The sequence below is a fragment of the Alteromonas sp. ABV4_515 genome, assembly GCF_056160345.1.
In genome coordinates this window covers 135615-149433 of record NZ_JBSWWZ010000003.1, presented here as the reverse complement: position 1 = coordinate 149433, position 13819 = coordinate 135615, and the positions used below count along the sequence as shown (strand labels likewise).

8 protein-coding genes are annotated in these 13819 nt (G+C 44.8%); 4 read left to right on the top strand and 4 right to left on the bottom strand.

Features of this window, described 5'->3' with window-relative positions; translation table 11 throughout:
• Positions 1 to 3: 3 nt before the first annotated feature.
• Positions 4 to 960: an AAA family ATPase gene (locus ACXAGX_RS08385; RefSeq protein WP_474837719.1), complete on the bottom strand. Its 957-nt coding sequence runs from the start codon at positions 958 to 960 to the stop codon at positions 4 to 6.
• Positions 961 to 1336: 376 nt separating this feature from the next.
• On the opposite strand from ACXAGX_RS08385, the gene fadI reads away from it, so the two are divergent.
• From fadI to ACXAGX_RS08370, 3 genes are all read left to right on the top strand, one after another.
• A complete protein-coding gene (gene fadI, locus ACXAGX_RS08380; protein ID WP_474817993.1) occupies positions 1337 to 2647 on the top strand; it encodes an acetyl-CoA C-acyltransferase FadI in 1311 nt (436 codons plus the stop codon).
• Positions 2647 to 4803, top strand: coding sequence for a fatty acid oxidation complex subunit alpha FadJ (gene fadJ / locus ACXAGX_RS08375; RefSeq protein ID WP_474837717.1), 2157 nt, complete (start codon positions 2647 to 2649; stop codon positions 4801 to 4803). The genes fadI and fadJ overlap by 1 nt, the downstream gene beginning before the upstream one ends.
• A 152-nt stretch (positions 4804 to 4955) precedes the next feature.
• Positions 4956 to 5162 (top strand): hypothetical protein, encoded by a 207-nt coding sequence (locus ACXAGX_RS08370; RefSeq protein WP_474837715.1) that lies wholly within the window; start codon positions 4956 to 4958, stop codon positions 5160 to 5162.
• A 132-nt stretch (positions 5163 to 5294) separates the two neighbouring features.
• On the opposite strand, the gene ACXAGX_RS08365 is transcribed toward ACXAGX_RS08370, so the two are convergent.
• From ACXAGX_RS08365 to ACXAGX_RS08355, 3 genes are all read right to left on the bottom strand, one after another.
• Positions 5295 to 5453 carry a hypothetical protein gene (locus ACXAGX_RS08365; protein WP_474817996.1) on the bottom strand — a complete coding sequence of 53 codons (159 nt, stop codon included), beginning with the start codon at positions 5451 to 5453 and terminating at the stop codon, positions 5295 to 5297.
• Positions 5454 to 5671: 218 nt separating this feature from the next.
• Positions 5672 to 10177 (bottom strand): EAL domain-containing protein, encoded by a 4506-nt coding sequence (locus tag ACXAGX_RS08360; RefSeq protein ID WP_474837714.1) that lies wholly within the window; start codon positions 10175 to 10177, stop codon positions 5672 to 5674.
• Positions 10178 to 10357: 180 nt separating this feature from the next.
• On the bottom strand, positions 10358 to 13108 hold the full coding sequence (locus ACXAGX_RS08355) for an insulinase family protein (protein WP_474837712.1): 2751 nt from the start codon (positions 13106 to 13108) through the stop codon (positions 10358 to 10360).
• Positions 13109 to 13284: 176 nt separating this feature from the next.
• Between ACXAGX_RS08355 and sixA the strand changes: the two genes are divergently transcribed.
• Positions 13285 to 13797, top strand: coding sequence for a phosphohistidine phosphatase SixA (gene sixA, locus ACXAGX_RS08350; RefSeq protein ID WP_474817999.1), 513 nt, complete (start codon positions 13285 to 13287; stop codon positions 13795 to 13797).
• The last annotated feature ends 22 nt before the right edge of the window (positions 13798 to 13819 follow it).

The following is a 13819-nucleotide window of genomic DNA, read 5'->3' as shown; positions in this document are numbered from 1 at the left end:
ATCTTAAGGCACTGCTACCAAACGCAGAATGTTATCGAGTACCTGATCAACCGTAACGCCCTCGGCTTCCGCTTCGTAGGATAAAATCATACGATGACGCAACACATTGTGAGCAACGGCTTGGATATCGTCCGGACCTACAAAGTCACGACCTGCCAACCAAGCATGGGCTCGCGCACAGCGATCAAGTGCGATGGTTGCGCGGGGACTCACGCCCATTTCAATCCAATCCGCCATTTTCGGGTCGAAGGCCGCGGGCGTTCGGGTGGCCATAATGATTTGAACCAAATACGCTTCGAGCTCAGGCGCCATGTGCAGTGACAAGGCATCATTACGTGCTTTGAAAATATCATCCTGACTGAGTGAAGGGGCCTGTACCGGTGCCTTTTTTAAATCTTCGTTGCGAGTAAGGCGGAGTATCGATAATTCTGTTTCTGCGCCGGGATAGTCAATCGTCACGTGCATCAGGAAACGGTCAAGTTGGGCCTCTGGCAGCGGATACGTACCTTCTTGCTCGAGCGGGTTTTGCGTAGCCATCACCAAAAATAACGGCGACAGTTTATAAGTTTTATTGCCTACGGTAATTTGTCGCTCTGCCATGGCCTCAAGCAACGCAGACTGCACTTTTGCTGGCGCCCGGTTAATTTCATCAGCCAGAACCAGGTTGTGAAAAAGGGGGCCTTGCTGAAACACGAATTCGCCGGTTTCAGGGCGGTAAATATCTGTACCAGTTAAGTCTGCGGGTAGAAGATCAGGGGTAAACTGCACACGGTGGAAATTGCCATCGACGCCATTGGCAAGGGCATTAATCGCACGGGTTTTTGCCAAGCCGGGAGGGCCCTCAACCAGCATATGACCATCTGCCAGTAAGGCGATAAGCAAGCTTTTTGTAAGCTCTGACTGACCGATGATCTGAGTATCCAGATAGCGATGTAGCTGTTGAAACTGCTCTGCAGACATAGTGATCCAATCCACTTTTTATTTTTCGAATTTATTCACAACGGTGAAATACAAGTTACCGCCGTGGCGCTCTGTGCGACCGTGCAAACGAACGATTAAATATTTAACGGGTTAGGCTAACCTTTTACACCGATGAAATAGTACTTATACATAATAAGGTTCCATTCCTTTGCTTCAAGTCGTTATCAGAAAAATATCCTAAACCTTAATTGCGTGTTGTGATGTTGTGAAACCGTATTGGTTTCAATCTGTTGGATAAGGTAACTATTTTTCAGGACAAACAGCAGGCACGGGATATTTGCTATTTTGTTCATAGTTTGTAAAAATCAATATCTTTACAGGTCAGACCACTTAGGTCACACATATCAGGTGCTTTATGACAGTTAAACAATCAGTCACGACACGAAACGGTGACAGGATCGCGATTGTCGCGGGATTACGTACCCCTTTTGCCAAAATGGCAACCTACTTCCACGGCGTGCCTGCCGTCGACCTCGGCAAGATGGTCGTGAATGAACTGCTTATCAGAAACAACGTTGAAGCCTCATTAGTAGAGCAGGTGGTTTATGGTCAGGTTGTGCAGATGCCAGAAGCGCCGAACATCGCCCGCGAAATTGTGTTGGGTACCGGCATGAATGTGCATACCGATGCTTACAGTGTCTCCCGCGCGTGTGCTACCAGTTTTCAAAGCACGGTGAATATTGCAGAAAGTATGATGGCCGGAAATATTGAAGTGGGTGTAGCGGGCGGTGCCGACTCAACGTCAGTGTCTCCTATTGGCGTGTCCAAGAAATTAGCGCGGGCGCTGGTGGATTTACAGAAAGCTAAAACCATGGGCCAGAAATGGGCCATTGTTAAACGCCTTGGGTTAAAAGATTTATTACCCGTACCGCCTGCCGTAGCCGAGTACTCCACGGGGTTATCCATGGGGCAGACTGCCGAACAAATGGCAAAATCACACGGTATTAGCCGTCAGGCGCAGGATGAATTAGCACATCGCTCTCACTCTCTGGCAGCCGAGAGTTGGAACGAAGGTAAGCTGGATAGCGAAGTGATGACGGCTTACGCAGAACCCTTTAAAGGCTTTCTTGGAAAAGATAACAACGTACGCTTTGATTCTAAGCTGGAAGGCTATGCCAAACTGCGTCCGGTATTCGATAAAAAGTACGGTTCTGTTACTGCGGCAAACGCCACGCCGTTAACCGATGGTGCTTCTGCCGTATTGATGATGACAGAGAGTAAAGCAAAAGCGCTGGGCTACACGCCTTTAGGCTACATTCGTAGTTATGCGTTTGCGGCAATTGACGTGTGGGAAGACATGCTCATGGGGCCATCTTACGCCACGCCCATGGCTTTAGACCGCGCAGGTATGACGCTGAACGACCTTACACTGATTGAAATGCACGAAGCTTTCGCGGCACAAACGTTGGCCAACGTTAAGATGTTTGCAAGCGACAAGTTTGCACGGGAAAAGCTGGGCCGTGATAAAGCCACCGGTGAAATCGATATGGACAAATTTAATGTCATGGGTAGCTCTATCGCTTATGGACACCCATTTGCAGCCACAGGTACCCGAATGATCACGCAAATGCTGAATGAACTACAACGTCGTGGCGGCGGTAGCGGTCTGCTAACGGCTTGTGCGGCAGGTGGCCTAGGTGCAGCAATGATAGTGGAGACAGAATAATGAGTGAACAGGACATGCAAAAAAACACTGTTGCCGAGCAGACAAACGCCTTCACATTAACAAAGCAGGATAACGGCGTTGCCATACTAACCATGGATGTCCCCGGTGAATCCATGAACACATTAAAGGCGGCGTTTGGCGATGAAATCTCTGCCATGCTGGACGAAATTGATGCCGACAGCAGTATAAAAGGCGTGGTATTAACGAGCGGTAAGCCTTCATCGTTTGTTGCTGGTGCGGATATCACGATGTTGGCGGCCTGCAAAACCGAGGAAGATGCTCGTGCATTGGCAGCGGGAGGTCAGGCGGTATTCGATAGAATCGAAAAGATGCGCGCGACTTTTGTTGCTGCTATACATGGCCCGGCACTAGGCGGCGGTTTGGAATTGGCACTGGCTTGCCATTACCGCATTTGTTCTGATTCGCCGAAAACTCAGCTTGGTTTGCCTGAAGTTCAACTAGGTTTGTTACCGGGCAGTGGCGGGACACAGCGTTTACCTCGCCTTATTGGCGTACAGCAAGCCATGAAAATGATGCTGACGGGCTCAGCAGCCCGGGCTAAGCAGGCCAAGAAGTATGGCATTGTGGATGACATGGTGCCACAAAGCGTACTGTTAGAAGTGGCCCAGAAGTTTGCCTTAAAAGGCAAGCCTAAGCGTGAAGCGCCGCAAAAAGGCCTGGTTAACAAAGCGCTGGAGCAGAACAGCTTTGGTCGTAACATCTTATTTAAAAAAGCCCGTGAACAAACATTTTCGAAAACCAAAGGTAATTACCCTGCACCAGGCATGATTATCGACGTTATCGAAACAGGATTAAATGAGGGCATGCGAGCAGGGCTTCAGGCCGAGGCTGATGCGTTTGGCAAACTGGTGATGACGCCAGAGTCGTTTCAACTGCGTCAAATTTTCTTTGCTACCACCGACATGAAAAAGGAACATGGTGTAGAGGGCGTTAAGCCAGCTAAAGTCGGAAAAATTGGTGTTCTTGGTGGCGGTTTGATGGGCGGCGGTATTGCTTACGTCACTGCGACAAAAGCCAATGTGCCTGTGCGTATCAAAGATGTTCGCGAAGACGGTATCGCCAATGCCATGAAGTACAGTTATGACATTCTTAATAAGAAAGTGAAAAAACGCTTCATGCTAAACAGTGAAATGCAAAAACAAATGTCTCTACTCACCGGTAGTCTGAACTATAACGGGTTTCAGGATGCAGATATGGTGATTGAGGCCGTGTTCGAAGATTTATCACTGAAGCAGCAGATGGTGTCAGACGTTGAGAGTCACTGTAAGCCTGAAACCATCTTTGCATCGAATACTTCATCGATTCCGATCACCGATATCGCCGCTAAGGCCGCTCGCCCAGAAAATGTGATTGGCCTTCACTATTTCTCGCCAGTGGACAAAATGCCCTTAGCTGAAGTTATTGCGCACGAGCAGACATCGGATGAAACCATATCTACTACGGTGGAATTTGCCCGTAAACAGGGGAAAACGCCTGTGGTGGTGAAAGACGGAGCCGGCTTTTATGTGAACCGTATTCTGGCCCCTTACATGAACGAAGCGGCATGTTTACTGCTGGCAGGCGAGCCTGTGGACCATATCGACAAATCGTTGGTGAAGTTTGGTTTTCCGGTAGGGCCGGTGAAGTTACTGGATGAAGTGGGCATCGATGTAGGCACTAAAATCATCCCTTTCCTGGTTGAGCAGTTTGGCTCGCGATTCGAAGCGCCGAGCGCATTTGATAAAGTTTTGGCAGATGATCGCAAAGGTAAGAAGAACGGCAAAGGCTTCTATGCATACAGCGGTAAAAAGCCAGGTAAAGAAGTAGACGAGAGCATTTACTCTGTACTGGGTGTGTCATCGTCGAAAAAGCTCAGTGAAAAAGCGATTGCAGAGCGCTGTGTGCTTATGATGCTAAACGAAGCGGCTCGCTGCCTCGATGAGGGCGTAATCCGCAGTGCCAGAGATGGCGATATTGGTGCCATATTTGGTATTGGTTTTCCGCCATTCCTTGGCGGGCCCTTCAGATACATGGATAGCCTGGGTGTACAGAATGTCGTCAATAAGCTGACACAACTCAGTGAAACTGTCGATCAGAAATTTGCTCCAGCAGAGATCTTGGTTAACATGGCAAGTGTTCAAAAAACGTTTTACTGATGTTTAAATAATGTAAAAAAACCGGGCTTAGCCCGGTTTTTTTATGCTAAAAGGTTATTTAACTGGCTTTTCTCACTGATTTGAGTAAAATTCGCTCGCTTTGTTTATTTTGCAGTCAATTAATTGACGCGACGAATCAAGAGGTTACTGTCATGGGATTATTAATTCTGGCTGTGGGTGTATTAATGCTAAGTGCAGTGGCTTTTTATGTGGCAGCGTTTGAAGCGGGTATGAATGCGAAGCGATGGGCGGTAGCCGGTTTAATACTCGGTCCCGCATTGTTTCCGCTGTTTAATATGAAGCGTTACTTATTGTGGCGTCAGATTGTTGGCTTCCGGAATCCAGTCATGCCAGCTTAATTGTTATTTCGCGCTAGAGGCCATCTATATGGCTGAGAACCTACACTTCGTAGGCATCCTTGGCGCACTATTTATCAATTTCAGATACAAAAAAAGCCAGAAGATTCTGGCTTTTTTTATGTAATCTGACACTTATTTCAGGTCACATGCGCCAAAGTTTTTGCAAGGTAAAACCTTTTTAAACTGAGTGGTCGCTTCCTGTTGCTTCTGAACCGGCTTCGCGCCTTCTTCTACAGTAGTTACAGGTGCAGTTGTTGAAAGTGCGAGTGCTACAGCGGCTGCTTTTAACATGTTATATATCCTCTGATTTTTTATTTGAACAAACAACACCGTTATGTTCGGTGCACCAGAGATATTGCTAGATACGTGCCAGACTAAACCTTTAGTATGATTTTTTTATTTTTTCCAATAAATTCAACGAATTATTTTTGTTAGAACTTTGGTGTAAGAAATAAAGAAAATCTTTTGACTATTTGTTTAAATCGACTACGACTTTTTTTTGACGTTGTCTAGTTAAACGAATTATTACCAATAAGATTATAAAGCTTTTGATTTTCTTGAAGTAATTTCTCAAACCGCTCTGCGTTTAACGGTTTTGAATACAAATAGCCCTGCAGCATCTCACATTCGTAGCGACGTAAAATAGCAAGTTGGTCTTCTTGCTCCACCCCTTCCGCGACCACTTTTAGCCCCAGGTTATGGGCAATATTGATGATAGCGGCAGCCATATGCCGGTCTGTGTTGCTCACGGCAATGTCATCAATGAAGGCTTTATCAATCTTTAGCGTATTCAGCGGGAAGCGCTTCAAATAGGCAAGAGAGGAGTAACCGGTACCAAAATCGTCCAGTGCCAAATGAATGCCACGGTCACGTAGCCGCTTCATCAGTTCTAAACCCTGTTCCGGGTTTTCCATCAGTGTGCCTTCGGTGATCTCACACTCAAGGTGAAGGGGAGACAGGCCCACTTCTTTTAAAATCCTTTCAATGCGATCGTCGAGATCGAGAAGCTCGAATTGCTTCGCTGAAATGTTCACAGCAACCCGCCCAGAGAACAAGCCGGCACTCACCCAACGTTTAGTATCGGCACAAGCTTTCCTTAACACCTGCTCGCCAATTTCAACAATTTGGCCAGTTTGCTCTGCAAGGGGAATAAACTGGCCTGGGCTGACAATCCCTTTTTGTGGGTGCTCAAATCGTACCAAGGCTTCCATGCTGACTAATTTACCGGAGGCAATATCCACTTTTGGTTGATAGTACACGGTAAACAAATCGTCTTTGATACCCTGACGGATCAGGTTTTCAATTTGCAGTTGACGAACAGCATTCTGGTTCATTTCGCCACTGAAAAACTTGTACGTATTACCGCCATTATTCTTGGCAAAATACATGGCCGTATCTGCATTTTTCAGCATTTCCTGAGGGGTTTTGCCGTCATCAGGATAGAAAGCAATACCAATACTGGCACCGAGCACGAATTCCTGCTTGTTGATAATGAAAGGTCGCGACAAGTTATCTAGGATGTTCTGCGCATAATGGGTAATGGTATGAATGTCAGCCTGATCTTCCATCAGAATACTGAATTCATCACCACCCAAGCGGTAACAGGTAGCAGCGCTACCGGTGATACGCTGCAGACGTCGTGCAATTTGTTTTATCAGCACATCACCGGTTTGATGGCCCAGCGAGTCGTTAATTTTCTTAAAGTTGTCCATATCCAGGCAGAGCAGGGAATGAGACGCTGCCTTACGCACCAGGTTTTGGTGGCTGGCTTGGAAGAATGAACGATTCGGCAATTCTGTCAGGGGGTCTGTGTTTGCCAGTTTTAGCAGTTCTTTTTCAGTATTCTTACGCGAGGTAATGTCGGAAAATACGCCTACGAAGTGGCTAATGCGGCCATCATCATCGTGAACAGCATCGATATTAAGCTCCATTTCATAGCGCTCACCATTCACCCGCACAGACTCTACTTCACCGAACCAGTTCCCTTTTGTGCGCAGTGTCTTTTTGATCTCTTCGGTAAACGCATCAGGATACTGATTAAAGTACATATAGGAGGCCAATGCCTGGTCGCGACTCTCGCCGGTATAGCCGCAATACGCATTATTAATCGAAATATAACGGAAGTTAGTATCGGTAATGAATACCCCTTCCGAAATGTTTTCGATTGAGCGTTTAAATAAATTAAGTTGCTCTTCCGCCTCTTTAAGGTGGTGAATATTTTTCAGTGTTCCCGTCATCCGCATAGGTTGCTGATTGTGGTCTCGCTGAACAACTTTGCCGCGATCAAGCACCCATATCCATGCATTAGAGAAGGTTTTGGCTCGGTAGGCTAATTCGTAAAACTCGGTTTTACCTTCCAGGTGCGACTTAAGCGCTTCCTGCACGCGCAGAATGTCGTTAGGGTGAATATTGGCATCATACGCACTGGTTGTACGAATGTTGTCCTGCGGGAAATCCAGTGTACCCCAGGTGTTAGCGCGGTAAACTTGTCCTCGGTATACGTCCCAGTCCCACAGTTCGTCGCCAGAACTCCAAAGGGTGAGTTTTAGCCGCTCTTCAGATTCCTGTATTGCGCGCTGGCTTTGTTTACGTAGCTGATACTGACGTAGAATATAAAACAGAATAGTCAGCGCAACGAAGGCATAGAACACAAGCGCTGCAGTGTGTAGCCAGAAAGGACGACCGATAGTGACGTTGAGAGTACGACTGTCCGACCAATCTTTATCACCTTCTTTTGCCTGCACTTCAAAGGTGTAATTACCAAACGGAACGTTGTTGAATTGCGCATTTTGACTATTTCCTGCCGGGAACCACTCATCAACATTTCCAGTCATTCGATAGCGGTAGAGCACATCGCTAGACGAGATTGGATTAACAAGACCGAAATTTATGCTAAATCTTGATTGTTCGTATCCCAGGAAGTATGAATCATGTTCTAATAGGCTAGCACTTTTTGCGTTTGAAGCTTCTGTGTCGAATCCAGAAACGTGCGCAGATCCAAAAATCTTAATATCAAAGAGAAGGGGAATACGGGTAGCTTTTATATTTTCAATATTACTATCAATGTATGATTTTTTTATGATATTCAGACCTTTCACGCCTGCAAAGACTAATGCGTTTTGGGCTGTGAGAATTGATGCGCCTTCACTAAATTCGTTATTGCCTAAAGCTTCGCTGGAGATACTTTCTTTATCTTCGAGAGTGAAAAGATCAACTCTGCTAATTCCCTGTCGATTTGTATACCAAATTGAGCTATCAATTCCTATCGATGAAAAGGTAATGCCATCATTTGATGTTTTATTTTGCTTTTCTTCAATATCTAGAGTTGCTGCATTTACCTTAATAATCCCGTTGTAACGAGTAGATATCCAATAAAAATTTCTCCAGGAATATACGTTTACAGGATAAAATGCATTCGATGATTTGCCGCCAATTTCTTTTACAATTTCTTTGGAGTAAGTGTCGTAAATAGCAATGCCATACTCAGTGGATAGCCAGACACGGTCCTCGAAGTCCGTAAACATTGGATAAAACGAAGTATCTATTCCTGTTACGGGATACCGAGAAATAGTTAATTCAATTTCCTCTTCTGGCGCTGAGGTTGGTATCGATAATAAGTCCCCATTACTACTATTTACCCATATTTTTTGACCATCGAAATGTAGTCGTTCAACAATTTCACCGTCAAGCATTGTTCGCTCGAGGCTAAGAGTTGTGTCGTCATAATGATAGATCTTTAGTCCAGACGAAGAGGCAATCCAAAATCTTCCATTTTGGTCAATTGCAAAATCCCAGAACAAGTCTTCACTATTTTCCAAGTAATAGTCTATAGTGCCTAACTCAGGATTGAATTTACCTAGTCCTTCATTTTGAGTAACAAACCAGAGGTTACCAGTTGTATCTTCATCGATAGCCCATATCGTTGATGAAATTGAGGCCTCTTGAAACTCTTTTTTATTTCTGAATGTACGAACAGAACTCAATTCTGGCTGATATCTAAACAAGCCTGAATATGTTCCGACCCAAGTGCTACCGGTACTATCGGAAGCAATTGAGAAGATAATATTTTGAGTAACTCCAATTAATTTATTGTCTTTCGAGCCGTTTACAATAAATCTTTGTTTTTTAATATCATATATACTGAGGCCTTTGTAAGATCCTATAAAAATTAAATCATTAACTTGCTTGATAACTGATATTGCAGAGAGTTGCATTTCTCCAACTCTAGAACTTCCTTGGAGATATTTAGAGTTCCCATCGTTATCGATTATCAAAATACCATTCTCGGTTGCCAACCAGTACTCGCCGTTAATAACCTCAATATCACTGATGCGAGAATCTTTTGTTGAATAGCCGTAGGGATTTACTTTTGATAGCGGAAATATTTGATCAGAGTTTTTATTGAAAATGAAAACTCCGTGATCTCTTGTTCCAATCCAAAGACGATGCTGTTCATTATAAATTGTTCTCATATCATCTGGGAAATTAGTGCCTCGAAATGCGGGTTCGAGAGACTTCATATCTGGGGAAAGGCGATATATTTGATTCTTTGTCGTGACAATTAGCCTACCGTTTTCGTCCGACGTAATGTTGACAATGTAAGTTGAACTATTGCTATTAACTATTTCGAAAGGAATGACACTAAAATCGTCTGAACTGGCATTATATTTAGCTAAGCCTTGGTCTGTACCAGCCCACAACGTATCTTTTTCATCGATGTATAATACATTCACCCATGCTGACGGCAATGAGTTAGGATTTTGAGGCTGAGGATGATACTGCTTAGAACCGGAGTCATAGCCTGTGTAACGATGAAGGCCTGTAACAGTTCCAATCCACAAAATACCGTTTTTGTCTTCAACGATATCCAGTACGGTATGATCGGAAATGCCATCCTTCTGAGTGATGGACTGGAAGTAGATGTCTGTTATGGATACAGCTTGGCTGTCCGGAGAGAGAAGTGTCCCCAGTAGCAGAGAAAAGCTAACAAAAATCCAGTTTAAGGTTGAGCGCACCAATACACCTTTGGCGATATTATACTATCGTTCTAATTAAGTTTTATATCGGCAGCTTCCCTACAAACCGAAGGTTCAATATGCCGAAATACGCCATTATCTACAAGTTTTTTTCAGATTAGGCGGGTGTAGAGGTTAAATAATGCTCACATTATACTTTATTGCGTTTTTCTACCTTACTTATTGAAAATACTGTGTTGTTTTTTTGAACAATGCCAGGTCTTTCAATTTTTTGTCGTCAGATACGTCCATCGATGGAAATTTACCTGAAGCAAACAAGACCAGTTCGCCGAATACATTTCGCTCGGCGATTTTGTTCGCATAGGCCTGAATGTCCTGAAAAGACGTTCGGCTTATCAGGTCGGCTAATTTAGCATTTCGGTCGAAGGCTAAATCCTGCGTGCCTAAACAAACCCAAAGTCGCTGGGACTTCATCGACAACGAAAGGTCTCGTTCCTCAAGTTGCTTCAGCAGGTTTTTTTGAATCGTGGACCAGTAGAAACGATAAAAATCGATTTCATTAAGCTGTTCAAACAGAAATGAAGTCATTTCTTTTAAAAGCGCTTCGGGGGCATGTGAAGGGCTTTGAATGTAAAAAGCCATTCCAGGATGCTGATTGTGGGGTACATAGCCGGTACCCACAACATAACCGAGTTGTTTTTCAGTGCGAAGCACATTAAAGAAGGGGGCGGCCAACATCTGTTCAAGCACCATGCACATGGCGGTATCTATCAGGCTATTGCTAGGCGCCTGCAAATACAACACAACTGCCGCATCTTCATGTTCACAAGTCACTTCATGATAAAGTGCATCGCCAACAGGTAAAGCGGTTACTGCCCTAGACATGGGGCCCGCATTGGCATCTGTACATTGTTGTTGTAACTTCTCGGCAAAGTTCTGTGCTTCATCTTCAGACCAATTGCCATGCATGAAACATTCAACGTAATAGCCTTTAAGGGCGTTATCTAAACATTCACGCATGTGTTGATAAGTACATTCTTTTACCGCTTTGAGCAGGTCTATCGGTGCTTGTGTGTTTTTCTGAACAATGACACTTAAGCGGGAAAACAACCTGTTTGTAGGCTTATTCATCAACGCATTTTCGAGGGACTGTATTTGCATCGCTTTTAAACGATCGAAATGCTGTTGGTCAGGGACAAATGCGTAAATGGTTTCCAGCAACTGACCCGCGAGTTTGGGCTGATGGTTAGAAAAACCCCGTGTATGTAAGCTGAACCCAGCCTGATGCCCATAAATACGATAATGAAGGCCCGCAATTTCAGCGCGATAATACTTGGCTTGTAAAAAGTCGTTGAGCGCGGCCAACCAAATGCGTTTTGCCGCAACGGCCAGTAAATCGTCCGAAAACGCCGGGGTATCGAAGGAGACATACAAGTCGCCTTTTGGGCTATGGAAGGTTTCGTCCTGAGCAAACCAAAGTTTGGTGTAATCGTTATCCAGTATAAGCCGAGGCGTGAGATTTTCAGCCTGAGGAATCGTGAGGTGGTAATCGTCGCCTAAATACGGATTGGGAGGAGGAAGCTGAAGCTCAGGGATAATTTCAGGCTGGCAGAGTTGAGACAGCAAGCTTTGCGAAAGCGGGCGCATTTGATACTTTGCGTTATAAAAACGGCACACAGTATCTGTGGCCAGTTCTGGTGCAATCATTTTTACGCGAATGTTATCGGGCCTGAAATAGCTTAATGCGTTTTCAAGCACGTCTTTATCGAAGCTATCGATAACAATTCTGAAAAGTTTGATGTCGTCGCTGGTAAACGAGAATAAATGTTGCGAATAATCACACACGATATTCTGTAGTTTAGGATTGTCTTCATACTGATAAGCTAACGCACCCAAGTGTGCTTTTTCCTGGTAGCGCCATTTTTCATCCATTGCGTTGCTGATGAGTGCAATAAAAGAGAAGAGCGCCTGAAGGATGTGATCGCGGTTGGCTAAACCTTGCTCTGTAAGCTGAAAGCTGACATTGAAGTCTTTAAAGTCTTCACCTTCAATACCGCTGCCGGCAATAAGGTTGGTCACCCAGTTTTTATTTTTCAGGTAAGCCAGTAAACTGCCTTCGCCTTCATCTCCAATAAGGTGGCTCAGGTAATTTAATGGTTTGGTTCGAAAATCCTGATGCAGGCCGGGCAGGGCAAAAGTGACTATCATTCGGCGCGCCGTTTGCAGTGGAATAATGTTGATTTCAACAGCCAGTTGTTCCGGCGTGTACAAGGCTGGCCATTCCTTGTTGGCTTCTTCGCCTGCCTTCAATGCGCCAAAGCTTTGTGAAACCAACTCTAGTACGTCGTCAACATTTTCACTGGTAAAAATAGCAAGGCACATGTTTGCGCCTACATAATACTTCGCGTGATATTGCTGCAAAGCGGCGTGCAGCTCGCACTCAGGTAGCGAGCGAAAAATGTCTGCATTACCAACCGAGAACTTACTAAACGGGTGTAACGGATTCGCGGTTTCTTTATGGATTTGATAAAGGCGTCGTAAGTCGTCTTTAATCTTAAATTGAAATTCGGCTTCAATGGCATTGATTTCTTTATTCAATGTATCCGGATCGAGCAGGGGCAAGCGCATCATATCGCCGAATGCGGGAAGAATACGCTTTATTTCTGTACTGCGACAGTGGAAGTGATAGTTAGCAAACTCAGTACCCGTCCAGGCATTAATGGCACCGCCTGCACTTTCAACCATATCGTTAATGCTGTTTGCCTTTGGTAAATGCCGACTACCCAGAAACATCATATGTTCTAGTAGATGTGATAAACCTTCGCATTCCTGAGGGTCATAAAAATGTCCGGCTCGTACACTCATCGACACAGAGGTTGCAGGAGAAAGGTCATGTTGGTAAATCATGACGCGCAACCCGTTGGGAAGCGTATGGAAAAAGGCGTTTTCCAGATTTAAAGTAGTTGTCAAAATGCTCTCAATATTGTTTGTTATTACTGCATTTTTTTGAAGAAACTTTAGGTCGGAATTGGGTTCCAGAACGATTTAAATATTTATATCACCTAAAGTCGTAACTATTAATACTAGGCTACTCTATATGGGTCTGCTATGGTAACAGTGTAGTCCTTCATCATATTCATTAAACTATGCCACGTCAAAATTCCAACGCTGACACATTATTGTTTATTATGCGCCACGGTGAGGCAGAATCATTGCGGGTTGATGACAAAAGTCGTCAGCTAACCGAGTTTGGTCGTGCACAAGTCTCTGTAACGGCTAACTGGCTTATAGATAAATACTGTGAAGACAGGCAGGTAGATCTTGCATTGGTTAGCCCTTATCGTCGAGCCCGTCAGACTTTTGACATGCTCAGTCTTGATTTAAGTGCCGGCAAGTCGGAAAGTTGCGACGATATTGTGCCTGAAGGTAATCCAGCAATGGCCCACGATTATGTTGATACGCTGCTCAACGCGCATTCCGGCCGTGGTCATCAAATTAACCGTATGTTACTGGTTAGCCACATGCCGTTCGTGAGTTATTTTCTGGATGAAGTGTGTACTATCCCAACGCATAGCCTGTTTGCAACGGCATCTGTCGCGGTGGTTCGCTACAATATTCATAAACAGAAAGGCGAACTCGTCGCGCATTTTCAAGGCTAGTAGTCTGTCCTGCTCCATCTTT